Genomic DNA, 26,048 nt, shown 5'->3' on the forward strand with positions numbered 1-26,048 from the left:
CGTTGAGCATACTCAGTATGCATACTCAGTATCCATGTCGATCAGACACGGACTGCTCGCGTTGCTGAGCAGGGGGCCGCGTTACGGCTACCAGCTCCGGGTGGAATTCGAGGCGTCGACAGGGGCGACCTGGCCGCTCAATATCGGCCAGGTCTACACGACGCTCGCCCGGATGGAACGTGACGGCCTCGTCGAGCCCGGGGGGGCCGACGAACAGGGGAGGGCCGTCTACACGGTCACCGAGGCCGGTCGGGCCGAACTGGAGCGATGGTTCAGCACCCCCGTCGACCAGACCGACCGGCCTCGGGACGAACTGGTCATCAAACTCGCCATGGCCGTCGCCGCAGGGGACGTCGACGTGTCAGCGGTGATTCTGGCCCAGCGCACCGCCACCATGCGCGCGCTGCAGGAGCTGACCAAGGCGAAACGGGCGAACACCGAAGGGCTCGCGCAGCGGCTCGTCCTCGATTCATTGATCTTTCAGGCCGAGGCGGAACAGCGCTGGCTGGACCACTGCGAGGCCGTACTCAAGGAGAAGAACACATGACTGTGCTGAGACTGGACGAGGTGACGCGCGTGCACGGTCAGGTGCACGCGCTCAAAGGGGTGAGCCTCGAGGTCTCCAGCGGCGAGCTGGTCGCCGTCATGGGCCCATCGGGCTCTGGCAAGTCGACCCTGCTCAACTTAGCGGGCGGCCTCGACCGGCCGACCTCGGGCAGCGTGACGATCGAGGGCACGGACCTGGCCGGCGTGACGGACCTGGCGGCGCTGCGGCGCGGCAGCGTCGGGTACGTCTTCCAGGACCTGAACCTGATCCCGTCACTCACGGCCGCCGAGAACGTGATGCTGCCGAGGGAGCTCGACGGCGTCCGCTCGCGGCAGGCCCGCGAGGAGGCGCTGGCCGTACTGGCCTCGGTGGGGGTGGACCATGTCGCCGACCGCTTCCCCGGGGAGCTGTCCGGCGGGCAGCGGCAGCGTGTGGCGATCGCCAGGGCGCTGGTCGGTGAGCGGCGCCTGGTGCTGGCCGACGAGCCCACGGGGGCGCTCGACACGGCGAGCGGCGACGAGATCCTGCGGCTGCTGCGCGAGCGCTGCGACGAGGGCGCGGCGGTGCTGCTGGTCACCCACGAGCCCCGCTACGCCGGGTGGGCCGACCGCGTGGTGTTCCTGCGCGACGGGGAGATCGCCGACTCGACGGCCGTACCTCTGGAGAGCGCCCGATGAGCGCGTTCACCGCCGCGCTGCGGATCTCCCGCAGGGACGCGCTGCGGTTCAAGGGCCGGACCGCGCTGATCATGGTGATGATCGGCCTGCCGGTGCTGCTCATCACCGGCGTGCTCACGGGGTACGCCACGCTCCACGTGGACATGCGGGAGGGACTGACCGCCGAGCTGGGCAGCGCGGACGCGCGGATCGCCACCTCGTCGGCGGGGCAGAGCCGGATCGAGCAGGACGTCTCGGGCAAGAGCTGGTCTAGCGACGGAGAGCCGCCCAAGTCTCCGCCGTGGACGACCGCAAGGGTGGCCGCGCTGGTCGACGGCCGGCTCATCCCGTACGACAAAGGCACCGTGGTGTTCGTGGGCAAGGATGGCTATCAGTGGGGGGACGCCAGTGAGGTGGACCTGCGGGACCCGATGACGCGGGGGATGCGGCGCCTGACGGAGGGCAGGCTCCCGGCCGCTTCCGGCGAGGTCGTGGTGACACCCGCGGTCGTGGAGCAGGGAGTCAAGGTCGGCGACACCGTCAATGTGATCCGGGCGAACAAGCGGGTGCGCGTGGTCGGCGTGATCGAGTTTCCGAACTGGCCGGGTGTGCGGGAGTTCGTCGGACTCCAAGGTGCGCTCCTGGCGGACAAGAACAACGGCAACGGCACCGGCTGGCTCGCCGACACCGCCACGCCGTTCGGTTGGTCGCGGGTGGAGGCGCTGAACGCCCAAGGGCTGCTGGTCCAGTCGAGAGCCGTCATCGAGGATCCGCCCGCCGATGCCCCCCAAGGTGCCCTGGACAGAGACCAGCTGATCGCGATCGCGCTCGCCGTCGTCTTCATCGTCATGGAGACGGTCCTGCTGGCCGGACCCGCGTTCGCCGTGGGACTGCGGCGCCGCCGGCGGGAACTGGCCGTGATCGCGGCACAGGGCGGTTCGGGGGCGCACCTGCGGGCCATCGTGCTCGCCGACGGGCTGGTGCTCGGCGGCGCGGCGGCGCTGGCCGGGACGGTCATCGGCGTCGGAGGCGCCTTGGCGACGGTGCCGTTGGCCGAGGGGCTGCTCGGTTCGCTCGGCCCGCGTGAGGTGCCGTGGGCGAGTGTCGCGGGCGTAGCCGCGCTGGGCGTGGTGAGCGGGCTGATCGCCGCTCTGGTGCCCGCCTTTCAGGCCGCGCGGCAGAGCCCTGCCCAGGTGCTGGCGGGCCGTGAAGGCGAGCTCCGCGACCGTGCGGGTCGTCCGGTGCTCGGTCTGCTGCTGGTGGTGGCCGGACTGGTCCTCCTCTGGCTGGCCCTGGTCAGGCTGAGTACGCGCGGCCAGGAGTTGCCGCTCGTCGCGGCCTTGGGGCTGGTCGTGCTGGGGCTGGTCGCGTTGATGCCGTGGCTGGTGCGCCGGACGAGCCGGTTCGCCGCCCGGCTGCCGCTCCCGCTGCGCCTGTCGGTCCGCGACGCCTCGCGCCACCGGTCCCGTACGGCCTCCGCGATGGCCGCCGTCATGGCGGCCACCACGGCGGCGGTCGCGTTCGGCACCGGGCTCGCCAGCTCCGACGCGGCCTACGACGCCGCCTACCATCCCTACGCCCCGACGGGCAGCATCAAGATCGAAGCCGTCAAGCTGGACGACAGCGGCTGGGCCAGGGTGCGGGCGGCGGTCGAGCGCGAGCTGCCGAAGATCCAGCTGCTTCCGGCCCTGAGTCCGGTGGACTCCCAGGGCCGTCGGGCGTGGATCGACCTCGACCGGCGCTGCGATGGGCGGTGCGGGGAGTCCTCTTACGGAGGTGAGCTTCCGGTCGGTGACGCGCGATTGCTCGCCTTCATCCAGGGACGTCGGGACCCGCAGGCCGCCGCGGCCCTGGCCGCGGGCAAGATCGTGGTGTTCGATCCGGCGCTGATCAAGGACGGCCTGGCCACCCTGAAGTCCTACGGGGAGGATGGCAAGATCGGCCGCAAGCAGGTTCCCGCCGTGCTGGCGAGCGCCGCCGATCCGCGAGTCAGTGGCGGGGTCGTTCCACCGGAGGTGCTGCGGACCATCGGAGCGCAGGTGAAGGAGCGGCGGCTGTACGCCATGTACCAGCCGACGGATCAGGCCCGCCTGAGACAGTACCTCTCGGTGGTCGGGAACGAGGCCGACCTCTACGTCGAGAGTCCCAGGGAAGGCTCGTTCACGCAGGTGTTCTGGATCCTGCTGGGCGCCGCCATGGTGCTGGTGCTCGGCGGCACGTTCGCGGCCACCGGGCTCGCCGCGGCCGACATGCGCCACGACCTGAACACCATGTCGGCGGTCGGCGCCCCGCCGCGTGTCCGGCGGCTGGTGGTGGCTGGTCAGGCGGGTTACATCGCCGGGCTGGGCGCGCTGGTCGGCGTCGTGGCCGGGGTCGTGGGTGGAATCGCGCTGTCGTGGCCGATGAGCCGCCACAACGGGGTCCAGGGGGCGAGTTGGTTCACTCCCGGGCCCACGACGATCTCCATCCCCTGGCTGTTCCTCCTCGCGTTCGTGGTGGGACTGCCGCTGCTGGCGGCGCTGGTGGCCTGGGCGTTCGCCGGGACGCGGCTGGAGCTGGCTCGCCGCCTGACGTAAGGCGTACGCGCGTGCTCGTGACCGCGGTCCGCTCGATGCGGGCCCCGGTCACGAGCATGGTTAGTCGATCACGTCGGCGCAGACCACGTGCGCGCCGATCTCGATCATCCGGCGTTCACTGCGCGAGTCCGCCACCCGGGCCATCAGGATGGGCGCCCCGCTCGCCGCGAACTGCGGCAACCGGGCGCGGGCCCCTCGGTGCAGGTCGCGGACCACGTCCTCGGCGGCCGACATGTGCACCTTCACGTGCAGCATGATCCCCGGCGCCCCCGAGGCGGTGCGCGCCTCGGAGATCCAGACGTGGTGCACGAGCGGGTAGTCCATGAGCAGGTTCCCGATGGCCCGCCGCAGGGCGGGCAGGATCGGGTGCGTGCACCGCCGGTAACCGGGGTCGACCTGCTGCATGGGCCCCGACAGGTGCGGTCGCGGCGCCGGTATCCACGGCAGCGCGGGCGCGTCCGGCGAGGGCGGCGCCACCTGGGCGAGCGCGGCTCCCCGTGACACCGTGGCCATCGCGCCCGTCGCGTACGCGGCGGGGACGGCGCCCGACAGCACTGGATGAGGCCCCGATCGCGTGGAAGCGAGGAAGCGCTGGAGGTCGTCGATGGGCACGGCCGCCGCTGCGGGCCCCGCCGCGTCGATCACGATCTCCCGCACACCCGTGACGCGCTGGATGTCGAGGATCGTGTCCGGATCGCAGGCGGAGAGGGAGTGACTGCCGCGGTGCCGGGCGTACGTAGCCGCGCCCGTGTATCCGAGCAGCACTCTGTCGCCGGCCTGGGTCGTACCCAGGACGACTGATCGGTCTGGTCGCACTGCCACCAGAACCCCACCATCAGCGAGCGCCGCCAGCAGGCGATGTGGATTGCCATGCTGGGCGAGCACGTCGGCAAGCGCAGGATTCCCGATGCTCATATGACGAACCATAGGTAGTCGGTCACGGCTTATCAGGCTAATAGCCAAGAAATCCCCCGATCAAGACAAAGATGGGAGCAGTCTGGATGAGTTTGCGGGACACGGGGTATGGCGCCAGCCGTCTCAGATCCTGGGTCACTCGTGAACACATTCACAAGCGCGGATAGACTCGGAGGCGATCCGAGGGTCCCGGAGACGTGTCCCTCAATGCCCGCCCAGCTGCCCCTAAGGATCCACTTCCATGAGCAAGCCCGTCGTACTGGTCGCAGAGGAGCTGTCCGAGGCAGGCCTCGCCGTACTCGCCAACGATTTCGAGGTCCGCCACACCGACGGCGCCGACCGCTCGCAGCTGCTGCCCGCGCTCGCCGACGTGGACGCGCTCATCGTCCGCTCCGCCACGCAGGTCGACGCCGAGGCCATCGCCGCGGCGCCGAAGCTGCGTGTGGTCGCACGGGCCGGCGTCGGGCTCGACAACGTCGACGTCGAGGCGGCCACCAAGGCCGGTGTGATGGTGGTCAACGCCCCGACCTCCAACATCACCAGCGCCGCCGAGCAGACCGTCGCGCTCATCCTGGCCAGCGCCCGCAACACGGCCCAGGCGCACGCCGCGCTGAAGAACGGCGAGTGGAAGCGGTCCAAGTACACCGGTGTCGAGCTCGACGAGAAGGTCGTCGGCATCCTCGGCCTGGGCAAGATCGGTCAGCTCGTGGCCCAGCGCCTGCAGCCGTTCGGCGTCGAGCTGATCGCCTACGACCCCTACCTGCCGCCGGCCCGCGCCGACCAGATGGGCGTCAAGCTGGTCAGCCTCGAAGAGGTCATCAAGCAGGCCGACTTCATCACCGTGCACCTGCCCAAGTCCAAGGAGACGCTCGGGCTGATCGGTGACAAGGAGCTGCACGAGGTCAAGCCGTCGGTGCGGATCGTCAACGTGGCCCGCGGCGGCATCGTCGACGAGGCCGCGCTCTACTCGGCGATCAAGGAGGGCCGTGTCGCCGGGGCGGGCATCGACGTGTTCTCCAAGGAGCCCTGCACCGACAGCCCGCTGTTCGAGCTCGACCAGGTCGTTGTCACGCCGCACCTGGGCGCCTCCACGCACGAGGCCCAGGAGAAGGCCGGCACCCAGGTCGCGCGGAGTGTCAAGCTCGCCCTCGCCGGCGAGTTCGTGCCCGACGCGGTCAACGTCCAGGGCGGCGCGGTCGCCGAGGACGTCAAGCCGGGCCTGCCGCTGGCCGAGAAGCTGGGCCGCGTCTTCACCGCGCTGGCGGGCGAGGTCGCCACGAAGCTCGACGTCGAGGTGCGCGGCGAGATCGCCTCGCAGGACGTCCGGGTGATCGAGCTGGCCGCGCTCAAGGGCATCTTCGCCGACGTGGTCGAGGACTCGGTCACGTACGTGAACGCGCCGCTCCTCGCCAAGGACCGCGGGATCTCCGTCAATCTGGTGACCAGCTCCGACAGCCCCGACTGGCGCAACGTGGTCACCGTGCGCGGCGTGCTCGCCGACGGCCGCCGCGTCTCGGTCTCGGGCACGCTGTCGGGCCCGCGCCAGATCACGAAGATCGTCGAGGTCAACGGCTACGAGATGGAGATCGAGCCGACCGCGCACCTGTCGTTCTTCACCTACACCGACCGGCCCGGCATCGTCGGCGTCGTCGGCCGCCTGCTCGGTGAGCACGGCGTCAACATCGCCTCGATGCAGGTGGCCCGTGACGCCAAGGGTGGCAAGGCGCTGATCGCGCTGACGGTCGACTCCGCCATCCCGGCCGACGTGGTCGAGCAGATCGGCACCGAGATCGGCGCCGAGAGCGGCCGCTCGGTTGACCTGGAGGACTGACCCCTTCTTCAGAGCGTTCCAGGATCAACGGCTGTCGCGTCCGCGGCAGCCGTTTTTCTGTCTCAGGATGCGAGATAGTAGGACGTCCAACGAGACAGCCAAACTACCGCCAGGTATTCTTTCGGATGATGCGCCAGGTTCTCGTACTTATTACCTGCCGCGGCGGGGCCTGTTAGGGCAGGTCGACGACCCGCCGTGGTGTGCGGCGTTGCGTCGACCGGTAAGCCCCATCGTCCGGTCCGCGATCCGGACCCTACGAGCTCAGGCCCGGTCGGATTCGTGACCGGAGTCCGACCGCACAGCACACGACGCCCCGCGAAATGAGATGAGACACACATGTACGAGATGTATGCCTGGAACTCCACCGACGAGACCGCTGATGAGGCGACCGAGGCCCTGCAGACCGCCCTGGACCGCAGGGACAACGGCGGCGCCCCGCAGAACACCGGCCGCTAACCGCCAATTCCGGCCGGAAGCCCGCAGAACTCCGGCCGGTTGCTCTCAGAAGTCCGGCCGGAAGCCCTCACCACTCTGGCCGGTTGCCCTCAGAACTCCAGCCGGTAGAAGGCCGCCATCCTCCTGAATCCGGGCACGACCTTGGCGAGCCCGACCGAGATCCGGTGCGACGCCGACAGGCTGCCGTAGCCGGGCAGGTCGAAGGCGCTCATCGCGGTGACCAGGCGTAGCTTCGGACTGATCGACAGCAGGTCGGCCGGGCCGTCCATGCCCCAGTGCATCGTGGCCTCGGCCTTCCTGACCGGTTTGTTGAGCTTCTGCAGACGCAGCCCGAAGGGGCTGAGCGCGTCGAAGACGAACTGGCCGCTGGGAAACGGTCGACGATCGCCCTGACCAGCGCGCGGCCCTCCGCCGGGTCGAGGTAGTAGAACAGGCCCTCGGCGATGACCAGCACCGGCTTGCCCGCGGGCACCTGGTCCAGCCAGCCGAGGTCGGTGACCGAGGTGCCGATCGTCCGGTGCTCCTCCGGATACAGCCGTCGCCGTAGGTCGATGACGTCTGGATAGTCCACGTCGTACCAGTCGATGCTCGGCGGCGGGTCCAGGCGGTGGGCCCGCGTGTCGAGACCGCAGCCCAGATGCAGCACGGTCGCCTCGGCGTGCCGGGCGAGGAACTCCCTGGCCCAGCCGTCCAGAAAGCGGGCCCGGATCGCGACCGAGCCGGCCATGCGCTGGTCCATGCCGGTGTCGCTGAAGTCGTGGTCGATGCGCTCGACGGTCGCGGCCGCCAGGCGGTCGTCGAGTATGGGACGCGGTGAGCGGGCGTCCAGTGCCCTGCCGTACAGGGTGGCGAGGAGCGTGGCCTTCTCGGCGGTCAGCCGCACCTTTTCAGGAGCCATGCCGTCGAAGCTACACCCGTTTCACGAACTTATGAAGACTGTGAAGCGGCATGGGCGAGGGCCAGCGCGCCGAGCAGCGGGGCGTCGTCGGCGAACCGCGCCGGGCGTACCTCGGGCGGGAAGGGTACGGCCCGCCGCAGCTCGGCTGTCAGGCGTGGCATGATCAGGTCGGCCGCGCCCATCATGCCGCCACCGACCACCAGGCACTCGGGGTCGAAGGTCGCGCACAGGTTCGCCGCGTTCATGGCCAGCAGCCCGAGCGCCTCGTCCACCAGCTCCGCGACCGCCGAGCCGGGGGCCGAGGCGGACAGGGCGAACAGGTCGGCCGCCGTGGTCTCGCGGCCCAGCAGGGCCGTGCCCCGGGCCGCGAGCGCGCCGCCCGAGACCCGCTCCTCCAGGGGAACGTGCCCGTCGGCGAAGGCGGGCTCTCCCGGAACGGCCTGCAAGTAGCCGATCTCGCCGGCCGCGCCGTGCGCCCCGGACACCACCTGGCCGTTCACCACCAGCGCCGCCGCCAGCCCGGTGCCCAGGTTCAGGTAGACGCCCGCCGACACGCCGCGCAACGCTCCCCAGCGCAGCTCGGCCGCCGCGGCCGCCTTCACGTCGTTGTCGATCGCCACCGGGATCGCGCCGTACTCCTCGCGCAGCAGCCTGGGCAGCTCCAGCCCCTCCCAGCCGGGCACGTTGGGGGCCAGCCAGATCCGGCCGTCGCGGATGACGCCGCAGGTCGAGAAGCCCACGGCGGCCGGCGCGCCGTCCAGGTCCCGGGCCGCCGCCAGGGCCCGTTCCAGGGTGCCGGCGCCGGTGTCGAGCCGGATCCGCTCGACGATCTCCGGCCCGTCGGAGCTGGACACGCCGACGGCGACTTTCGTGCCGCCCACATCGATGCCCAGCACGCGGCTCACTGGGCGGCTCCCCGGCGGGCCAGCGAGTCGATCGCCACGGCCAGGGCCAGCACCGCGGCCGTCACCATGAAACGTACGGAGGAGTCGACGCTGAGCAGGTACATGCCGCTGGTGATCGACTGGATCACCAGCACCCCGAGCAGCGCGTCATAGGCCCGCCCCCGCCCGCCGAACAGCGAGGTGCCCCCGATGACCGCCGCGGCGATCGCCATGAGCAGGATGTCGCTGCCGCCCGACTGCTGGTTGACCGCCGACAGCCGGCTGGCCGCCAGGATGCCCCCGGCCGCCGCCAGCGTGGAGGCCAGCATGAACGCCAGGATCCTGATGCGCGTCACGTTGATCCCGGCCCGCCTGGCCGCCTCCGCGTTGCCCCCCACGGCGTACACATGCCTGCCGAACGCGGTATGCCTGAGCACGAGATCGAACACCACCACCAGCGCGCCGAAGATGATGAGCAGCAGCGGCACGCCCCGGTCGGCCGACATGATGACCACGCCCGCCGCGAGCAGGACGGCCAGGCCGCCCGTTCTGACCAGCAGCCACCACAGCGGGGTGACGGGCAGCCCGGCGGCCAGCCTGAGACGCCGGGTGAGCAGCGCCGCGCCGCCCGAGACGAGCACCAGAGCCGCCACCAGCAGCCACGACAGCCAGGACGGCAACCAGGTGTCGCTCAGCTTCGAGATGAACCCGGTGAACGGCAGGTTGATCGTGCCGCCCTGCCGCAGCAGGAAGAGCAGCAGCCCGAGCCAGCCCATCAGCCCGGCCAGCGTGACCACGAACGACGGCATCCGCAGTTTGGTGAACATCAGCCCGTGGATCAGCCCGATCCCCGCCCCCGCCGCGAGGGCGACCAAGATGGCCGCCAGCGGGTTCCAGCCCTGCTTGACGTGCATGATGGTCATGATCGTCGCGCACAGGCCGCTGACCGAGCCGGCCGACAGGTCGATCTCGCCGAGCAGCAGCACCATGATGATGCCTAGCGAGATCGTGCCGGTCGCGGCCATCTGGAGGGCCAGGTTCGTGAGGTTCTCCGGCGCGAGGAAGCGGTCGTTGAGCGCGCTGAAGACGATCGCGATCGCCACCAGCCCGCCGACGACCGGCCACGCGCCGACGTCGCCCTGTCTCAGCCGCTCGACGGCGACCTTCGGCGTGTAAGGCTTGCGCGCCAGCGTGTCGGTCATCGCCCTGCCCCCGTGATCGCGGCCACGATCTCCTCCTGCGTGGTGTCTGCCGTACCGAAGTCGCCGGCGTTGCGTCCCAGACGCAGCACCACCACGCGGTCGCTCACCTCCCGGACGTCGGCCAGGTTGTGCGAGATGACCAGGACCGCGAGCCCGCGATCGCGCAGCCGGCCGATCAGCGCGAGCACCTGGGCGGTCTGCTCCACGCCCAGCGCGGCGGTGGGCTCGTCCAGGATGACCAGGCGTGGCTCGCCGATCAGTGCCCTGGCGATCGCCACGGACTGGCGCTGACCGCCTGACAGCATGGCGACAGGCACCCTGATGTCCCTGATACGTACGTCAAGTTGCTGAAGCAGGTCGCGGGTGGCGCGTTCCATCGCGATGTGACGCAGCAGCGACCAGCGGCGGCGTTCCGTACCGAGGAACAGGTTGGCCACCACGTCCAGGTTCTCGCAGAGCGCGAGGTCCTGGTAGACGGTCGAGACGCCGAGCGCCTGCGCGTCGTGCGGGTTGGCGATCTTGACCGGCGTGCCGTCGAGCGTGATCGTGCCCTCGTCCGGGACGACCACCCCCGAGATGGCCTTGACCAGCGTGGACTTGCCCGCGCCGTTGTCGCCCATGAGGGCGGTGACCTCGCCGGGACGCAGGTGGAGGCTCGCGCCGTCGAGGGCCTGGACCGCGCCGTAGCGCTTGGAGATGCCTGTCGCGGAGAGCACTACTGGATGCCCGCCTTCGCGCAGGCCGCCTTGACCTCGGCGGTGCAGATCTGGTCGGCCGTGTAGAACTTGTCCTTCACGATCGTGTCCTTGACCTTGTCCGCGGTGACGGCGATGGGGTCGAGGAGGAAGGCGGGGATGTCCACGGTGCCGTTGTTGACCTTGCTGGTCGCGGCGGGCTGCTCGCCCTTGGCCACGGCCACGGCCAGCTCGGCGGACTTCTCCGCCTCAGCCCTGATGTCCAGATATATGGTCATGTACTGCTCGCCGGTGAGGATGCGCTGCACGGCGGCCAGCTCGGCGTCCTGCCCGGTGATCGGCGGCAGCTGCTTGTAGCCCGCGCGCTTCATGGCCGCGATGGCGCCGCCCGCCATGCCGTCGTTGGCCGACAGCACGCCCACGATGTTGTCCCGGCCGATGGCGGTGATCGCCTGCTCCATCTGCTGCTGGGCCTTGTCGGGACTCCAGTCGGGCGTGTCGAACTCCCTGCCGACCTTGACCTTGCCGTCCAGGACGCTCTTGGCGCCCTTCTTGTAGTCGGCCGAGCTGGGGTCGGTCGGGGCGCCGTGGATCTCCACGATCTGTCCCTTGGCCGTCGTGCCCTTGGCGTTCATCGCGTCGAGCAGGGCCTGGCCCTGCATCTCGCCGACCCGGACGTTGTTGAACGAGACGTAGTACGCGTAGTCGATGCCGGAGATCAGCCGGTCGTAGGCGATCACCGGGATCTTCTTCTGCTTGGCCTGGTTGACCAGCGGTGCCACCGCGTTGGCGTCGACGGCGTCCAGCACCAGGACGTTCGCGCCCTGGGTGAGGGCCGCCTCGACCTGTTGCTGCTGCTTGGCCGCGTCCTGCTCGGCGTTGCTGTAGAGGATCTTGCAGTCGGCGCAGAGCGACTTCACCTTCGCCTCGAACAGCGGGCGGTCGAACGCTTCATAGCGCGTGGTCTTGGACTCGGGCAGGAAGAGGGCGATCGTCTTGGATGCCACCCCGGCGCTCGCGCTCGCCGTGCTGCCGCCGGTGCCGGCGGAGTTTCCGCAGGCGGCGGCGGTCAGCAAGAGCGCCGCGGCCGGAATCAGTCGCCATGCTCGGTCCATCGCACATCGTCCTCTCGAGTGGGCCCGCCCGGCTGTTCGTTGGTTGGTAAGAAAGCTAGTTTACTACCAGGGTCGTTGGCTAGAGTTTGGCGCGAGGAGGGCTGAAGATGCGAGGTGGGCTGGGAAATCCGCGACTGCTACGGGTGCTGAACGAGCGTCGGCTGCTCGACCAGCTCCACGCGAACGGCCCGGCGTCACGGGCCGATCTGGCCAAGATCACCGGGCTGTCGAAGCCGACGGTCTCGGCGGCGCTCGCCGGGCTGGAGGAAGACGGGCTGGTGCACCTGGTCGGCGAGGTGTCGGGCCGGCCGGGCCCGGTGACCTCGCTCTACGACATGAACGCGGCCTCCACCCACGTGGCGGGCATCGACATCGGCCGCGACTGGATCCGCGTCGCCGTGGCCGACCTGCGCGGCACGTTCGCGGGCCGGACCGACGGGCGCAACACCGCCCGCGACTCCGCCGAGCTCGCGGTCCTCGTGGGCGACCTGTGCCGCGCCGCGGCCAGGGAGGCCGAGCTCGACTGGTCGGTGATCGCCTGCGCGGTGGTCGGCTCGCCCGGCGTCTACGACCCGGCCCGGGGCCGCCTGGACTTCGCGCCCAACCTGCCGGGCCCGCCCGACCTGGCGGGTCGCCTCCGGTCGGCGCTCGACGTGGAGCTGACCATCGAGAACGACATCAACTTGGCGGCGGTCGGCGAGCACACGTACGGGGAGGGGCGCGGCAAGGCCAACTTCGCCCTGGTCTCCATCGGTACGGGCGTCGGGATGGGCATCGTCATCAACGGCGAGCTGTATGTCGGAGCCAGGGGAGCGGCGGGAGAGGTTTCCTATGTCCCCACGGACTCGCCCCCTTACGTCCCACCCTTTACGGACGACGCCCTGGCCCACGGTGCCACGGAGACGGTGACCTCGGCTCCCGGCGTGGTCAGGGCGGCCAGGGCGGCCGGGCTGGACCTCGAGACGGCCAAGGAGGTCTTCGCGGTGGCGGCGGCCGGAGACCCGGCGGCCCGCTCGGTGGTGGAGGCCGAAGGGCGCCGCATCGGCGGTCTTCTGGTGGCGGTGGCGGCGGTCCTGGATCCGGAGGTCATCGTCCTGAGCGGCGGAGTGGGCCGCAACCTGGACCTGCTGGGCGCGGCGATAGAGGATCGGATCGCGGAGCTGGGCCCCCTGCGGCCGATGGTGGTCGCCAGCGCTTTGGGGGACAGTGGAGTATTGCTGGGCGCGGTCGCCCACGCCCGAACCAGGGCCTGGGACCTGATCTTCGACGCCAGACAGGGCTGACCCCTGGTCTTTTGGAAGGTCCTGTCCAAGACGTGAGATGTCGTGCTCGTCAGTCGAGACAAGCGGGTAAGGTACGCACATGGAGTCGCGGAATATTCGCCTGGCCGTCATCCCCGGAGACGGCATCGGCGCCGAGGTCGTCGCCGAGGGGCTGAAGGTCCTGGAGGCAGTCGGGACCAAGATCGAGGCCACCCACTACGACCTGGGTGCCGCCCGCTATCACCGTACCGGTGAGACGCTGCCCGACGCCGTGCTCGAAGAGCTGCGCGGCTATGACGCGATTCTGCTCGGCGCCGTGGGCGATCCCAGCGTGCCGCCCGGCATCCTGGAGCGCGACCTGCTGCTCCGCCTCCGCTTCGTCTTCGACCACTACGTCAACCTGCGCCCGGTCAAGCTGTTCCCCGGCGTCGAGACCCGGCTGGCCGACACCCCCACCGAGAACATCGACATGGTCGTCGTCCGCGAGGGCACCGAGGGCCTCTACGCGGGCACCGGTGGCGTCATGCGCCGTGGCACACCTCACGAGATCGCCACCCAGGAGTCGCTCAACACCGCCTACGGCGTGGAGCGGGTCGTCCGCTACGCGTTCGAGAAGGCCAAGTCCCGCCCGCGCAAGAAGCTGACGCTCGTCCACAAGACCAACGTCCTGACCTACGCCGGCGACCTCTGGCAGCGCACGGTCAACCGCGTGGGCGAGGAATACCCCGAGGTCACCACCGACTACTGCCACATCGACGCGGCCTCGATGTTCTTCGTGAGCCAGCCCGAGCGGTTCGACGTGATCGTCACCGACAACCTCTTCGGCGACATCATCACCGACCTCGGCGCGGCGATCGCGGGCGGCATCGGCCTGGCGGCCAGCGGCAACATCAACCCGGAGCGCACCGCGCCCAGCATGTTCGAGCCGGTGCACGGCAGCGCCCCCGACATCGCCGGGCAGGGCAAGGCCGACCCGACCGCCACGATCCTGTCGGTCGCCATGCTCCTGGAGCACCTCGGCCTGACCGCCGAGGCGGCCAGGGTCGAGCAGGCCGTCGCCGACGACATCGTCGAGCGCCTGGCCGGCTGGGCGGGCCGCTCCACAAACGAGATCGGTGACGACATCACCGCGCGAGTATCGAGCTAGGGCCGCCCAGCTCCCCAAGCGCCTGGCGGTCCACATAAGGACCGCCAGGCGCTTTTTCGCGTCTAAACGGCCAAAGCACCCCATTGGCCACTTACGATCCCAAATGGCGAGACACTAGGAAGTGCAGACCTGCTCAGCAGTGACTGTCACGAACCGCAGAGACCGTCCAGAACCGTAGAGTTTGTCCAGGACCGTAGAGAGAAGGACCTCCGTCATGACCATCGCTCAGAAGCTCAGCTTCGACGTGCAGCTATCCGACCACGCTCGCACTGCGGCCGAGCGGGAGCAGGTACTGGCGAACCCCGGGTTCGGGCAGACCTTCACCGACCACATGATCTCGATCGACTACACCGAGGGCGAGGGCTGGCACGACGCCCGGCTTGAGCCGTACGGGCCGCTGTCGCTCGACCCGGCCACCTCGGTGTTCCACTACGCGCAGGAGTTGTTCGAGGGGCTCAAGGCGTACCGCCAGGCCAACGGCTCGATCGCGACCTTCCGCCCGTATGCCAACGCGGCCCGCTTCAACGCCTCGGCCGAGCGCATGGCGATGCCGTCGCTTCCGGAAGAGGTGTTCGTCGAGTCGCTCGAACTCCTCGTCCAGACCGACAAGGACTGGGTCCCCACGACCGAGGGCCACAGCCTCTACCTACGCCCGTTCATCATCGCGACCCAGGTCGGCCTCGGCGTCAACTACCCGTCCCGCACCTACCGGTACATGGTCATCGCCTCCCCGGCGGCCTCCTACTTCACCGGCGGCGTCAAGCCCGTCTCCGTCTGGCTCTCCACCGAGTACACCCGCGCCGCCCCCGGCGGCACCGGCTTCGCCAAGTGCGGCGGCAACTACGCCGCCGCCTTCGTCGCCCAGCGGCAGGCCGTCGAGCAGGGCTGCGACCAGGTGGTGTGGCTGGACGCGCACGAGCACCGGTACGTGGAGGAGATGGGCGGGATGAACCTGTTCTTCGTCTTCGGCGACAAACTGGTCACCCCCGCGCTGACCGGCACCCTGCTGCCCGGCATCACCCGCGACTCCATCCTGTCCCTCGCCGCCGACCTGGGCCTGGAGGCGTCAGAACGCCTTATCTCGACGGAGGAGTGGCAGGCGGGCTGCGAGTCGGGCGAACTCACGGAGGTGTTCGCCTGCGGGACGGCGGCAGTGGTGACCCCGGTGGGCTCGGTCAAGGGCACGGACCGCGCGTGGACCGTGGGCGACGGCACCCCTGGGGAAGTGACGATGCGCATCCGCGAGGAACTGGTGGGCATCCAGTACGGCTCCCGCCCCGACACCCACAGCTGGGTCCACAAGATCAGCTAACACGCCTTCACCGGGCGTCTTTCGCCCTCCCACCCGTTACCCGTTTGGGTGGTTGGCCGTTTGACGCCCGCCCCTCCACAAAGGGCGCACAATCGGCGCTTCGCGCTCTGGAAGTTCGGCGCTCTTCCTTTGGCGCTTACGCGCACTGCAAGGGCCTCCGCTACGCTCCGGACGTTCTCCCAGGCGGGCTACCGCCCGCCCCCTGGAGGACCTCGCTCCGCTCGGACAGCCTTCCCAGCGCTTCGCCGGGTTGGCCGGTTGAAATGCGCGAGATGCCTGGCCGGAGGCCCATGGCGCGGTGAAGCCGGCCCTACCGTGCCTCGCCGCATCAGAAGACCTCTCTGGGGGTCGTTCCGCTCGCTGGAGGCTTGATCCTCGCGTTTGTGCAGCTAAGAGGCTGTCAGAGAAGGCAGTAGCGACGTGCGGTGCAGCGACTTCGCTGCGTGTCGGGAGCGAGACGCGGGAACAACGGTGATGTCGCAGGCATGGTGGTCACATTGAGGCGGTCTCGGTTGTGATGAAGTCGACATAACCGAGGCGCCCTCAGAGCTCGAGGCATGCGACCTGGTGTCGCATCTTGTCATTGCGGGCGGCGTAGTCCGTCCAGTACGAGGGTGATGAGATCGTCGGCCTCGGCCCGCCAGTTGGGGCGGTCATGGGCGGCGCCGATGCCGTGCAGCGCCATCATCACGGCACCGGCGTCCACGTCGTCGCGAACGGCGCGGTCCCGCACGGCGGCGGCTACCAGGTCGGTGACTGCCTGCTCCAGCGCCCGGCTGCCCTCGGCGAGGGCACCCGAGCGATCGGCCCATAGCGTGGCCAGCGTCCGGGCCAGGCCCTCGTGGGCAGCTATGTGGTCGACCATGCCGCGTAGGAAGGTCGCCAACGCCTCCGCCGCGGGCAGCGTGGTCTGTAGCTGGCGGGCGCGGTCGCACAGCGCGGCGACCTCGCCGTGGTAGACCGCCTCGGCCAGGGCCTCCCGGGTGGGGAAGTGGCGGTACAGCGTTCCGGTGCCCACCCCGGCCAGCCGAGCGAAGTCATCGAAGCGCAGGTCGAAGAAGCCTCCGGCGTCGAAGACCTCCCGGGCCGTGGCGAGCAGGGCCTCGCGCTTGCGCTGGGCGTCGGCCCGCAGCGGCTTGTCGGCGGTCATGCGCTGCCCCCTGTTGACAAAATGGAGATGACCTCCATATTTTGGAAAGTGGAGATGACCTCCAAATCGATCGTACCCCACGAGGTGCAGCGTGAAGATCCTGATGTTCGGCCGAGGCGTGATCGCCACCATCTATGGCTGGGCCCTGCAACAGGCGGGACATGACGTCGAGTTCTACGTCCGGCCGGGCCGCGCGGCGACGTACGGAGACGCAGTGGACCTCGACCTGTTCGATACGCGGCGCCGGGTGTGGGGGCAGCGCGTCGTCGAGAAGTGGCCGGTGCGCTACCGCGAGGCGCTGGAGCCGGACCACGACTTCGACCTGATCGTGCTCAGCGTGTCGCACCACCGCCTCGCGGAGGCGGCAGCCTTCCTGACCCCACGTGTCGGCCAGGCCACGGTGCTGGTCTTCGGCAACATCTGGACCGAGCCGCTGGCCGCGATCGGTGCACTCCCTGTCGACCGGATCGCCTGGGGCTTTCCCCAGGCCGGTGGCGGTTTCGGCGCGGACGGCGTGCTCCGTGGGATGCTGCTGCCGTCGGTCGTCTTCGGCACCCTCGGCCAGCCCCCGACCGACCGGGAGCAGGCCGTGCGCCAGGCGTTTCGCGGGGCCGGGCTCCGGCTCAAGGAGCGGCCCGACTTCCGCGGCTGGCTGTGGGTCCATTTCGTGTCGGATGCCGGCCTGTTCTCGCAGGGGCTGCGGCTGGGTTCCCTGTCCAAGCTGGCCGGGGCAACGGGTGACCTGCGCGAGGGGCTGCTGGCCGGCCGCGAGCTGCTGCCGCTCCTCCAGGCGCGCGGCCTTGACCTGCGACGTCACCGGGGCGGTGTGCTGCTGTTCCGGGCGCCCACCTGGCTGACGGCCCCCGCGCTCGCCTGGCTGACTGCTCATATGGCGCCCCTGCGCGTGAGTTTCGCGGCGCACTCCGACCCCGACGCCGAGGAGCCGCGTGAGGTCTGCCGGGACACCCTGGCCGAAGCACGGCGGTTGGGTATCTCGGTACCGCGACTGGAAGCGGCGGAACCGAACTTCGCCCGTGAGGGGACGGGTCGAGCCTGAATTTACCGATGTTGTCGGTCCCGGTGGTCCATTGGGCCTGGGTGGTCAGCCGCCACGAAGACGTGCGTTCTCCTGGACGATCTGCTTCTTCTGGCGCTTGCGTGCGGCGTTCTCCTCCCGCAACGTCACCGACTCGGGTTGCTGTGCCTCGCGGCGGGCGAACGCTGCAACGACGGTGTTCTTTGAACTGCTGTGGGGATCGGTAGTAGGAGTCGCGGCCGACGCCGGCTTCGCCGCACACGCTGGAGATAGTCAAGGCTCTGTCGCTGGAGGTTGGTTGGCCGGCCAGCAGGCGGGTCAGGGCGTGCTCCAACCGGGTCTGGGTGTCCGCAGGGGTCACTGGTCACCACCTGGGGTATCGAGGTGGGTTCGCATTTATCCGTACCACCTCCGCACACCAAGGAGTACACCGACAGGGCGTCAATGTCGGTGGACGTGCCGAGCCCGGACTCGCGCCAGGCGTGCCCGCCGAGCGGTTCGGACGGTCAACTTACGCGACGCAGGCAGCCAGAGGCGTTGCATTCCGAGACCGTCGATGTGATGCGTATTACTGTCTGGGTGCCGAAGTGGAGTTCGTCGGCCACCACGACGAAGGCATGCAGCCATGGCAGGGGAAGTTCGGGGCGGCCATACGTCTACAGATATCAACTCATCGTCCAGCGCGTATTGGACGTATCGCCCCTGGCCCTCCTAGCGTTCGTCGGGTGACGGAGCGACGCCAATTCATCGCTCAATCGCGTGGCGGCGCGCGACGGCGTGACCGGCGATTTCCCGTGTGCGTTGATGGGACGGGAACCCATGGAGGCCGGATGCATACTGCAACGCTATGAGCAGGCCAAATAGGCTCGGAAGTGCGATTTCGTGTCACTTCCTGATGGCCTGCAGCGGAAGTGACACGAGCGGTGCCATAACTCAGTATTCAAGTCGCACAAAGTCCGCGAGATCACACATTTCATCGGTGAGAGAGCGCCGTCTGCCGATGATTCCCTTCAGGATGTCTCTGGCATAGCTCTGGTTCGTCATCCACTCCGGGGCATCGTGCCGAACACCCTGCAAGATCTCAAAGGCCTCACTCTGCCGATGCATGCGGCGGTGCGCCTCGGCCTCGTCGAGGAGATGCCGGTTCCGGTTGTTCGAGGTTGGCCGCAGGTCCGTGACCGGGATCGTCTGGGAGAGCTGGAGGACCTTGTCCGGGCGGTCCTCGATCATGGCGTTCTCCACCCGCTTCATCGCCACGGTCACCGGCCCGAAGGTGCGAAGGAAGTCATCGCTCGGCGTCAGATCCTGGCCCATGGTCACCGCCGCGGTGCGCGCGAGGCGGATCGTGTCGTCCGCCTCCCCGGGCCGGTTGTCGCGGATGGCAGCGGCAGAGGCCCGCAGCAGCAGCCAGCCCCAGGCGGAAAGCTGGTGCGGTGTCGCGCAGGAGATACGAGGTTCCACGTCATCGGCCCAGCGCGTCGCCATCTTGCGAGCTTCGTCCAGGCGGCCCTGACGCAGGAGAAGCCAGCAATGTGTGCTGATCGTCGCCGCCGCGTCCAGGGAGTCGTTCATGTCGTCCATGGCCCGGGACAGCGCAAACTCGGCCTCGTCGAACTGGCGCGTCTGGGTCATCAGCCAGCCGACGAGGTGCAGCAGCCTGCCTCGCATGTGACGCTGCAACAGGTCCATCTCTATCAGCGCGTCTGCGTCCCTGAGCATCGGGGGCAGCATGGCGGCGATCTGTGTGTAGCGATCCTGTTTCCACAACGGCATCGACGCTTCCAAGGCGTCGCCCAGACCCTCTCGCGTCGGCGCCTCTGTGGGCTGACCGTCGAGTCCGCAGAGTGCCCGCCGTACCGGCGCCCACAGATCGAGTGTTTCTTCGTGCGCCGGCTCAGCGTCCAGCTGGCCCATGAGCGACGTCGTCGGCACCTTGAGGGCCACTGCGACCTTGCGCAGCGTCTCCAGACGCACGTCTTTTCGCGCGTCCTGTTCCAGCTTGCGGATAAGCGAAGCGGATACGCCCGCGAGGTCGGCCAGGCCCTGCTGAGTCAAGCCCCGGCGCTTCCGGACGCTGCGAATACGTTCGCCTATCGTGGCCATGAATCCATGCTAAGGATGGGCTGCCGAGCGGTGGGCTGACAGTGACGAGGAGATGCCGGATGCGGCCCCGCCGGATGGCAGTTGGGTGCTCAACATGCGATCTGTGGCTGCTGGCTCCTCCTTCGCAGCAAGGCCGGTTGCCCCTGCCCAGGTGCGCTCCCGTGTGGTCCCCACCAAATGAGGGATAGACCGTAGGCTTGGCTCGGCGGACAGTGACGAGGAGATGCCGAATGACAGCTCTACCGGATGACAGTTGGCTTCTCAACATCCGTCCTCAGCCCGCGTTGGTCACCGCCGAGGAGTATGAGGCGCTTCCGGAAGAGATCGCCAAAGCCATCGAGATCGTCGACGGTTACGTGGTCTACTGCGCGGCACCAACGCCAGATCATCAGACCGCCGGTCGGCGGCTGGCCAACATGCTCGAACGTCATGCTCGCGAGGCGATGGGCAAGGGCCACGAGTGCGTCACCGTGAACAACGATGTGGATCTGCGTCTCAGAGATCTGCCACTGCTCAACCGACGCCCCGATGTCGCCCTCTATCGGTGCCTGGACCGCGAGCGGGGCGAACGGCTCCGCGCCGAGCACGCGCTGCTCGTCGTGGAGATCGTTTCTCCTGGGTCCGAGACCCAGGACACGACCGACAAGCTCGGGGAGTACGCCAAGGCTGGCATTCCGCACTACTGGATAGTCCGGCTTGACCGCTCTGGTGTGTCGATCATCGAACGCTATCGGCTGGATCGGGCAGCCATGCTTTACAAGCACATCGGCACGTTCATGAAGGACGAATCGGGTGGCGCTCCCAGCGTCAGCAACCCGATCCCCATGGTGATCGACTGGTCAGAACTGCAGTTCTGAGCAAAGCCGCCAACCATGATCCTTACCGTCGAATTCCGGCACGGGTGATCCACAGAACCTGGCCCTCGCGTCGATCGCGTACGTCAGCCGTTTGTAACCTCGACCAGGCCCTCAGGCGCTCTGCCGGGCGTCACATCCGTCGTCTCAGACGCCGGTCCGTGGTCTGCTGGCTTTTCGCCCTGTCCAATGTCGGTTGGCCGCCTGCAGCCTGTCGGTTTCTGCACCGTACGAATGTCGGTTGGGCTTCACACTGGTGCCGATCGTCGCAGGGAGGACCTGCCATGCCCGAGTTGGCCTCACGCCGGGTGATCGGTCATGCCGAGGAGGCCCTTCGCACGGGGGCCCTGGAGCGGATGACCCGCGTCCTCAACGGTGACTGAGTGACAAGGCGAAGGCCCTCCGTACGCTCCGGGCGTTCCACCAGACTGGCCACCGCCTCTGCCCGTCCGCTACCCACTGCTCTCGTCGGCACCTTGATGTGCCCTGGACGCCAACGATGGCTGGACCAACAAATCGGGCCGGCGCGGGGGCGGCAGGCGCGTGTGCAGGTCAAACGCGCAGGAGAGCGATGGCGCGTTCGTCGAGCTGGATGGCGCAGCGCAGGCCGCGGGCCCAGAAGCGGGACAGGTCTCTCCGCATGCGGGTGACGGCCTTGCGAGTGCGGGCGGAGGCCACGCCGTCCATGTGGTCCATCGCGTGAGTCCAGGTGGCGCAGGCCTGCTCGATGCCGCCCTGGGAGAGGTGCAGTTCACCCTCGGCGACCAGGTCGAGGGCGATGATGCGGGCGTAGGTGGCAGTGGGTCGGCAGGCCGCAGCTCGAGCGTACTGTTCGGCGGCGTTGGCGCGGTCGCCGAGAGCCTCGAACACCTTGGCGGTGCGGGAGAACACCGAACCTTGCGGCGGGCCCCAGGCCAGCGCCCAGAACGGCACGTCCGCGTCCTGGCCTGCCGCTATCAGGGCGCGGGCGCGCTCGGTTTCGGCGATTGCCGACCGGCGTTGCCCGGCCTTGGCCAGAGTGTGGGCGTGCAAGCGGGATGCGGGCGCTGCGGGCGGCTTCCCAGACCTGGCCGACGAGTTGGCGTCGGTGCTGCGCGACGCTCACCAGACCGGACGTGCCGAGTAGGGCTGCAAACCGTAGGGTAGGACTTCAAGCCGCCGGGCAGAGGACGGCTTCGACGGTTTTGATCATCGCGGGGGCGATGGCGTTATCGTCGGCGGTGCTCCGCGTGACGGAGATGGCGAACTGCTGCCGGCCGTCGGTCGAGGCGAAGGTCAGTGTGGAGATACCGGGCGCCGAGCCGCCGAGCATCTGGCCTTTCAGCTTGCCTCCGCACATGCCTGTGCCCTGCTGTGCGCTGCCACCGGTGACGACCTCCTGCAGCAACGGCGGCAGCAGCTTGCCCTGGTTGAAGGCCCGCCGGAAGGTGCCGAGGTCATGCGTGGTCGAGACGACGCCGCCGGCGCCGTTGCCCCAGCTGGCGTTGAAGCGGTGCACATCGCGCAGGGTGCCGGTGGAGTCGGGGTAGTAGCCGTGCCCGTGCGGGCCCTTGATGCCCTTCGGGGGCTGGGTTGTCTGGTAGGTCTTGGTCATGCCGAGCGGGCGGAAGAGACGCCGGTCGAGTTCGCGGGCCAGGGTGTGCCCGGTCGCCTTCTCGATGAGCATGCCGATGAGGGTGTAGTTGGTGTTGGAGTAGGTGAACTTCTCGCCCGGCTCACCGGTGCGCGGCCGGCCGCGCACCATCTTCACGATGTCGATGGGCCGGTAGTAGGTGGTGAAGTCGAAGACGTCGAACGCCGGTTCGGTCGAGCCGCTCTGGTGGAACCAGTCGGGGATGCCGGAGGTGTGCTGGACCAGTTGCTGGACGGTGATCTCGTCGGCTCGTTCCACCAGCCCGTCGGCGGCCACCTCGGGCAGTAGGTCGGCGAGTTTGTCGTCCAGGCTGAGACTGCCCTCCTCGACGAGTTGGAGGAGCACGGTTGCCACCATTGTCTTGGATTGCGAGCCGATGCGGAAGCGGGAGTCCGCCGGGATCGTGCTGCCCCTGCCGTTGAGCAGCCGCGACCCCGCGCTGCCGCGGCCGACGGCCTTGCCGTCTACGTAGGCGCCGCCGATCGCGCCCACGACGCCGGGCGTCTTGGCCAGGTTCTCCATGGCCTGCTGGACGTCGCCGATCGCGGTGGCGCCGGCGGTTGCGGGCAAGGCAGTGGCCAGCATCAGGGCTGCCGTGCTTACGGCGGCAAGGGACGTGTACTTCAACGACGACAACTCCTTCGAATGGACGAACAAGGGTCAACAATGTGCGCGGGCGGGTCACGTGATGATCCGTCGTGCCGTCGGCGAGAGACCGTCGGTGATATCGGCCCGAGGGCCGCGCGGCTGAGTGGCGTACAAGCGTGCGGTCATCGGGGCGGCCGTCAGCTGCGTTTCACTCAACCGGCGCCGCCATGTCCTCGCTGGCTGAGCCAATCGTTTCGCAGATCACCACGGATCTCGGAGTGGCTTCGTTCGCTGACTCGCGCGAAGACGCCACTTGGTCATCCGGCGTCACAGAGTCATGGCCCCGGCATGTGCCGGGCACCGTGCACAGGTTCGCGAACCTCCAGCCGCACTTGGCGATCACGCCGCTCACGCTCGCCATGTGCGGCTGGAGTGCTCACTTCGCAGGGCAGAACAGCGATTTGAGGGCGTTGGTGATGCGCGGCGGCACGGTGCCGCGCTCGGCGTCGTCCATGGCCAGAGTCAGCGACACGGCGAACTGCAGGCGGCCGTCGGAGGAGGTGATCGTCGCGGCGGTGAAGCCGGGAGCGCTGCCTCCGCCCCCGGCGGCGAACTCGGGGGCGCCGGAGCACGGGCCACCCGCAGGCGGCGCCGGCTGACCGGGAGGCGGGTCGGTGATCACCTTGCTCAGGGACGCCGGCAACAGCTTGCCCTGACGGAAGGCGCGCTGGAAGGCGCTCATCTCGCGCGCGGTGGAGATCACACCGCCGGCGCCGAGCATGCTGGTGGCGTTCATCGTCTTGTCGACATCGCGCATCGTGCCCGATTCGTCCGGGGCGTAGCCGTGCCCGTGCGGGCCCTTGACGCCTTCGCCCGCCTTCGTGGGCAGGTAGGTGTCGCGCATGCCGAGCGGGGCGAAGAGCCGGCGGTCGAGTTCGGCCGCCAGCGACCTTCCAGACAGTTTCTCGATGATCATGCCGAGCAGGATGTAGTTGGTGTTGGAGTAGTTGAAGGTCCCGGTCTCCACGGGCCGGGACCTCTTGCGGGAGGCCGCCAGCAGGTCGATCGGGCGATAGTCACGCGTGGGGTCGGAGGTGTCCGGGCCGATGTAGTCGGGGATACCCGAGGTCAGCTGGATCAGATCGCGTACCGTGATCTCCTCGGCCCGCTCCACCAGGTCCTTTTTCACCACTTCCGGCAGAACCTCGCTGAGCTTGCCGTCCAGGCTCAGCTTGCCTTCCTTGACCAGTTGCAGGACCGCGACGGCGGTCATGGTCTTGGTCTGCGAGCCGATCCAGTAGCGGGCGCTCGCCGGGATCGCGCCGCCCTTGCCGTCGAGCAGGCGGGACCCGGCCGATCCCTTCCCGACCCGCTTGCCGTCCACGTACACCTCCCCAATGGCGCCCACCACGTGTCCCGTCTTCACCAGGCTTTCCATCGCCTTCTGCACGTCCCCGACCTTGACGGGGACGGCAGCCGTCGAGGCGGTGGCGCGCGGGGCCGCACTCAAGACCAGCGCCGCGCACGCCAGCGAAGCTGCGCCAGTGAGCGTCGCTCGACGCAGAATCATGAAGTCTCCCTCTTCCAGGTCCGAATACTCGGCTGTCGAGCCACAAGTTCTAACGAGGGTGGTGTTTCCTCGGCGTTAATCTCAAGGCGCAACTCCGCCGCGCTGGTACGTGGAGCCTCTCAGCGACCAAACCCCTTTGTCAGCAGGCTCTCAGACGCCGGTCGTGGCCCGCAGTCTGTCGGTTTTTCTCCCTGTCAAATGTCGGTTGGCCACCTGCAGTCTGTCGGTTTTTTGCACCGTCAAATGTCGGTTGGGCCTTACGCTGGTGTCTATCGTCGCAGGGAGGAGCTGCCATGTCCGAGTTGATCTCACGTCGGGTGACCGGCCATGCCGAGGAGTTCCTCGACGCCTCCAGAATCGTGATCGTCAATGGACCAAGGCAGTCAGGCAAGACCACCCTGCTCCACCAACTCAACAAGGGAGGAGGGGGAACGTACCTCACTCTGGATGACGGTCCGTTGAGATCGGCCGCGCAGGCCGATCCGGCTGTCTTCATCGCGGATGGGTCGCGTCCGATGATGATCGACGAGATTCAGCGGGGCGGAGACGACCTGATCCTGGCGATCAAGGCGGAGGTTGATCGGAAGGCTGAGCGGGGGCAGTTCGTGCTGGCGGGTTCCACAAGGTTTCTGTCCACGCCGTCGTTGAGCGAATCGCTTGCCGGCCGCGCGGGGATCCTTGAGGTCTGGCCCTTCGCCCAGGAGGAGCTTGCTGGAACGGGCGAGTCCTTTCTTGTGACGGCCTTCAACGATCCTGGAGCGTTGCGCTCTTCGTCACTCAGCGACTACAGCCGCAGGGACTACTTCGAACTGATCTGCCAAGGTTTCTATCCGGAGGCGGTCGCGATGAGATCGGAGTTCACCCGAGACAGGTGGTACCGGACCTACGTTCAGGCGGTCATCGACACGGACATCAGGGAGATGGCGAGGGTCGATGAGCCGAGCAGTCTCCGGCAACTGCTCAACCTCGCCGCGGCGAATACGGGGCAAGAGCCCAATTTGGTCAAGATCGGCAACGATCTCCAGCTCCATCGGAGTACGGTCACCCGTTACCTCGGCTTGCTGGAGACCGTCTTCCTGATTCGTCAGGTGCCGGCGTGGTCGCGGAATCTTGTGGCCCGGTCGGTTCGTCGTCCCAAGCTCCACGTCACCGATACCGGCCTCGCCGCTCATCTGATCGGTGTCGACGCGGACGGCCTGGCTGCCAGGGTCTCGCCCGCGCGAGGCCCCCTTGTTGAATCGTTCATCGTCAACGAGATCGCGAAGCAGGCCACGTGGGCGCCGTTTCGCGTCGGACTCCATCACTGGAGGGTCAGCCAGGGCGCTGAGGTGGACCTTGTACTCGAACGAAACAATGGACGGGTTGTCGGTGTGGAGGCCAAGGCCACCGACTCTGTGAATCAGGATGATTTCAAGGGTCTTGTCGCTCTACGCGAGAGTCTCGGCGAAGATTTCGTACACGGGTTCGTCTTCTACACAGGAGTGAGGTCGCTCTCCTTCGGAGACCGGCTGACGGCATTGCCTCTCAGCGCCCTCTGGGACAGGTAGCGCTTTCGGACTGCGATCACCCGCCGTGCCCCGCGCCGAGCACTCAACGTCTCGCGCGGGTTTGGTCGATC

At 68.5% G+C, this 26,048-nt stretch carries 22 protein-coding genes; 10 read left to right on the forward strand and 12 right to left on the reverse strand.

The window, feature by feature from the left end; genetic code table 11:
- Positions 1–34: 34 nt before the first annotated feature.
- The 3 genes from AB0J16_RS16180 to AB0J16_RS16190 are packed head-to-tail and all read left to right on the forward strand — an operon-like array spanning position 35 to position 3,779.
- A complete protein-coding gene (locus AB0J16_RS16180) occupies positions 35–547 on the forward strand; it encodes a PadR family transcriptional regulator (RefSeq protein ID WP_358539446.1) in 513 nt (170 codons plus the stop codon).
- Positions 544–1,224: an ABC transporter ATP-binding protein gene (locus tag AB0J16_RS16185; RefSeq protein WP_357950254.1), complete on the forward strand. Its 681-nt coding sequence runs from the start codon at positions 544–546 to the stop codon at positions 1,222–1,224. The genes AB0J16_RS16180 and AB0J16_RS16185 overlap by 4 nt, the downstream gene beginning before the upstream one ends.
- On the forward strand, positions 1,221–3,779 hold the full coding sequence (locus tag AB0J16_RS16190; RefSeq protein WP_358539449.1) for an FtsX-like permease family protein: 2,559 nt from the start codon (positions 1,221–1,223) through the stop codon (positions 3,777–3,779). The genes AB0J16_RS16185 and AB0J16_RS16190 overlap by 4 nt, the downstream gene beginning before the upstream one ends.
- A gap of 60 nt (positions 3,780–3,839) precedes the next feature.
- On the opposite strand, the gene AB0J16_RS16195 is transcribed toward AB0J16_RS16190, so the two are convergent.
- A complete protein-coding gene (locus AB0J16_RS16195) occupies positions 3,840–4,694 on the reverse strand; it encodes a hypothetical protein (protein WP_358428958.1) in 855 nt (284 codons plus the stop codon).
- A 241-nt stretch (positions 4,695–4,935) separates the two neighbouring features.
- Between AB0J16_RS16195 and serA the strand changes: the two genes are divergently transcribed.
- Entirely contained in the window at positions 4,936–6,525 is a 1,590-nt protein-coding gene (gene serA / locus AB0J16_RS16200) for a phosphoglycerate dehydrogenase (protein WP_357950263.1), read from the forward strand.
- Between the two features lie 545 nt (positions 6,526–7,070).
- On the opposite strand, the gene AB0J16_RS16205 is transcribed toward serA, so the two are convergent.
- The 6 genes from AB0J16_RS16205 to AB0J16_RS16230 are packed head-to-tail and all read right to left on the reverse strand — an operon-like array spanning position 7,071 to position 11,775.
- Positions 7,071–7,193 carry a hypothetical protein gene (locus AB0J16_RS16205; protein WP_358539451.1) on the reverse strand — a complete coding sequence of 41 codons (123 nt, stop codon included), beginning with the start codon at positions 7,191–7,193 and terminating at the stop codon, positions 7,071–7,073.
- Positions 7,190–7,879 carry a class I SAM-dependent methyltransferase gene (locus AB0J16_RS16210; RefSeq protein ID WP_358539454.1) on the reverse strand — a complete coding sequence of 230 codons (690 nt, stop codon included), beginning with the start codon at positions 7,877–7,879 and terminating at the stop codon, positions 7,190–7,192. Before AB0J16_RS16210 ends, AB0J16_RS16205 begins: the two co-directional genes overlap by 4 nt.
- 29 nt (positions 7,880–7,908) lie before the next feature.
- The gene (locus tag AB0J16_RS16215; protein ID WP_358539459.1) at positions 7,909–8,784 is read right to left on the reverse strand and encodes an ROK family protein; all 876 of its coding nucleotides are present in this window, start codon (positions 8,782–8,784) and stop codon (positions 7,909–7,911) included.
- Complete coding sequence (locus AB0J16_RS16220) at positions 8,781–9,965, reverse strand: sugar ABC transporter permease (RefSeq protein ID WP_358539462.1); 1,185 nt, start codon at positions 9,963–9,965, stop codon at positions 8,781–8,783. Before AB0J16_RS16220 ends, AB0J16_RS16215 begins: the two co-directional genes overlap by 4 nt.
- Positions 9,962–10,681 (reverse strand): ATP-binding cassette domain-containing protein, encoded by a 720-nt coding sequence (locus tag AB0J16_RS16225; protein ID WP_357950274.1) that lies wholly within the window; start codon positions 10,679–10,681, stop codon positions 9,962–9,964. Before AB0J16_RS16225 ends, AB0J16_RS16220 begins: the two co-directional genes overlap by 4 nt.
- Complete coding sequence (locus AB0J16_RS16230) at positions 10,681–11,775, reverse strand: sugar ABC transporter substrate-binding protein (RefSeq protein ID WP_358539465.1); 1,095 nt, start codon at positions 11,773–11,775, stop codon at positions 10,681–10,683. Before AB0J16_RS16230 ends, AB0J16_RS16225 begins: the two co-directional genes overlap by 1 nt.
- Positions 11,776–11,882: 107 nt before the next feature.
- On the opposite strand from AB0J16_RS16230, the gene AB0J16_RS16235 reads away from it, so the two are divergent.
- The 3 genes from AB0J16_RS16235 (at position 11,883) to AB0J16_RS16245 (ending at position 15,496) form a co-directional block, all read left to right on the forward strand.
- Positions 11,883–13,058 carry an ROK family transcriptional regulator gene (locus AB0J16_RS16235; protein ID WP_358539468.1) on the forward strand — a complete coding sequence of 392 codons (1,176 nt, stop codon included), beginning with the start codon at positions 11,883–11,885 and terminating at the stop codon, positions 13,056–13,058.
- Between the two features lie 79 nt (positions 13,059–13,137).
- Positions 13,138–14,184, forward strand: a complete 1,047-nt coding sequence (locus AB0J16_RS16240; RefSeq protein ID WP_358539470.1) for a 3-isopropylmalate dehydrogenase — start codon at positions 13,138–13,140, stop codon at positions 14,182–14,184.
- 214 nt (positions 14,185–14,398) lie between these two features.
- On the forward strand, positions 14,399–15,496 hold the full coding sequence (locus AB0J16_RS16245; protein WP_358539473.1) for a branched-chain amino acid aminotransferase: 1,098 nt from the start codon (positions 14,399–14,401) through the stop codon (positions 15,494–15,496).
- Between the two features lie 580 nt (positions 15,497–16,076).
- On the opposite strand, the gene AB0J16_RS16250 is transcribed toward AB0J16_RS16245, so the two are convergent.
- Positions 16,077–16,646: a TetR/AcrR family transcriptional regulator gene (locus tag AB0J16_RS16250; RefSeq protein ID WP_358539476.1), complete on the reverse strand. Its 570-nt coding sequence runs from the start codon at positions 16,644–16,646 to the stop codon at positions 16,077–16,079.
- 91 nt (positions 16,647–16,737) lie between these two features.
- Here AB0J16_RS16250 and AB0J16_RS16255 point away from each other — a divergent pair, with 91 nt between their 5' ends.
- Positions 16,738–17,703, forward strand: a complete 966-nt coding sequence (locus AB0J16_RS16255; protein WP_358539478.1) for a 2-dehydropantoate 2-reductase N-terminal domain-containing protein — start codon at positions 16,738–16,740, stop codon at positions 17,701–17,703.
- A gap of 912 nt (positions 17,704–18,615) precedes the next feature.
- Here the strand turns inward: AB0J16_RS16255 and AB0J16_RS16260 are convergent.
- The gene (locus AB0J16_RS16260; protein ID WP_358539480.1) at positions 18,616–19,785 is read right to left on the reverse strand and encodes a helix-turn-helix transcriptional regulator; all 1,170 of its coding nucleotides are present in this window, start codon (positions 19,783–19,785) and stop codon (positions 18,616–18,618) included.
- Between the two features lie 230 nt (positions 19,786–20,015).
- Between AB0J16_RS16260 and AB0J16_RS16265 the strand changes: the two genes are divergently transcribed.
- Positions 20,016–20,642, forward strand: coding sequence for a Uma2 family endonuclease (locus AB0J16_RS16265; protein ID WP_358178445.1), 627 nt, complete (start codon positions 20,016–20,018; stop codon positions 20,640–20,642).
- Between the two features lie 549 nt (positions 20,643–21,191).
- On the opposite strand, the gene AB0J16_RS16270 is transcribed toward AB0J16_RS16265, so the two are convergent.
- The 3 genes from AB0J16_RS16270 to AB0J16_RS16280 all read right to left on the reverse strand — a co-directional run bounded on the left by AB0J16_RS16270 (position 21,192) and on the right by AB0J16_RS16280 (position 24,430).
- Entirely contained in the window at positions 21,192–21,671 is a 480-nt protein-coding gene (locus AB0J16_RS16270; protein WP_358539483.1) for a hypothetical protein, read from the reverse strand.
- Between the two features lie 118 nt (positions 21,672–21,789).
- A complete protein-coding gene (locus AB0J16_RS16275) occupies positions 21,790–22,899 on the reverse strand; it encodes a serine hydrolase domain-containing protein (RefSeq protein WP_358539486.1) in 1,110 nt (369 codons plus the stop codon).
- A gap of 397 nt (positions 22,900–23,296) precedes the next feature.
- A complete protein-coding gene (locus tag AB0J16_RS16280) occupies positions 23,297–24,430 on the reverse strand; it encodes a serine hydrolase domain-containing protein (RefSeq protein ID WP_358539489.1) in 1,134 nt (377 codons plus the stop codon).
- Positions 24,431–24,723: 293 nt separating this feature from the next.
- Between AB0J16_RS16280 and AB0J16_RS16285 the strand changes: the two genes are divergently transcribed.
- Complete coding sequence (locus AB0J16_RS16285) at positions 24,724–25,977, forward strand: ATP-binding protein (RefSeq protein WP_358539492.1); 1,254 nt, start codon at positions 24,724–24,726, stop codon at positions 25,975–25,977.
- Positions 25,978–26,048 lie beyond the last annotated feature (71 nt).

Source organism: Nonomuraea sp. NPDC049750 (assembly GCF_040659625.1).
In the GTDB taxonomy this organism is placed as follows: Bacteria; Actinomycetota; Actinomycetes; order Streptosporangiales; family Streptosporangiaceae; genus Nonomuraea.

Coding starts and splice junctions, on each gene's coding strand:
- AB0J16_RS16190 (WP_358539449.1), top strand. CDS start 1,221: ATGAGCGCGTTCACCGCCGCGCTGCGGATCTCCCGCAGGGACGCGCTG.
- AB0J16_RS16230 (WP_358539465.1), bottom strand. CDS start 11,775: ATGGACCGAGCATGGCGACTGATTCCGGCCGCGGCGCTCTTGCTGACC.
- AB0J16_RS16260 (WP_358539480.1), bottom strand. CDS start 19,785: ATGGCCACGATAGGCGAACGTATTCGCAGCGTCCGGAAGCGCCGGGGC.
- serA (WP_357950263.1), top strand. CDS start 4,936: ATGAGCAAGCCCGTCGTACTGGTCGCAGAGGAGCTGTCCGAGGCAGGC.
- AB0J16_RS16205 (WP_358539451.1), bottom strand. CDS start 7,193: ATGAGCGCCTTCGACCTGCCCGGCTACGGCAGCCTGTCGGCGTCGCAC.
- AB0J16_RS16180 (WP_358539446.1), top strand. CDS start 35: ATGTCGATCAGACACGGACTGCTCGCGTTGCTGAGCAGGGGGCCGCGT.
- AB0J16_RS16195 (WP_358428958.1), bottom strand. CDS start 4,694: ATGAGCATCGGGAATCCTGCGCTTGCCGACGTGCTCGCCCAGCATGGC.
- AB0J16_RS16265 (WP_358178445.1), top strand. CDS start 20,016: ATGACAGCTCTACCGGATGACAGTTGGCTTCTCAACATCCGTCCTCAG.
- AB0J16_RS16280 (WP_358539489.1), bottom strand. CDS start 24,430: ATGATTCTGCGTCGAGCGACGCTCACTGGCGCAGCTTCGCTGGCGTGC.
- AB0J16_RS16285 (WP_358539492.1), top strand. CDS start 24,724: ATGTCCGAGTTGATCTCACGTCGGGTGACCGGCCATGCCGAGGAGTTC.
- AB0J16_RS16250 (WP_358539476.1), bottom strand. CDS start 16,646: ATGACCGCCGACAAGCCGCTGCGGGCCGACGCCCAGCGCAAGCGCGAG.
- AB0J16_RS16235 (WP_358539468.1), top strand. CDS start 11,883: ATGCGAGGTGGGCTGGGAAATCCGCGACTGCTACGGGTGCTGAACGAG.
- AB0J16_RS16185 (WP_357950254.1), top strand. CDS start 544: ATGACTGTGCTGAGACTGGACGAGGTGACGCGCGTGCACGGTCAGGTG.
- AB0J16_RS16245 (WP_358539473.1), top strand. CDS start 14,399: ATGACCATCGCTCAGAAGCTCAGCTTCGACGTGCAGCTATCCGACCAC.
- AB0J16_RS16220 (WP_358539462.1), bottom strand. CDS start 9,965: ATGACCGACACGCTGGCGCGCAAGCCTTACACGCCGAAGGTCGCCGTC.
- AB0J16_RS16240 (WP_358539470.1), top strand. CDS start 13,138: ATGGAGTCGCGGAATATTCGCCTGGCCGTCATCCCCGGAGACGGCATC.
- AB0J16_RS16210 (WP_358539454.1), bottom strand. CDS start 7,879: ATGGCTCCTGAAAAGGTGCGGCTGACCGCCGAGAAGGCCACGCTCCTC.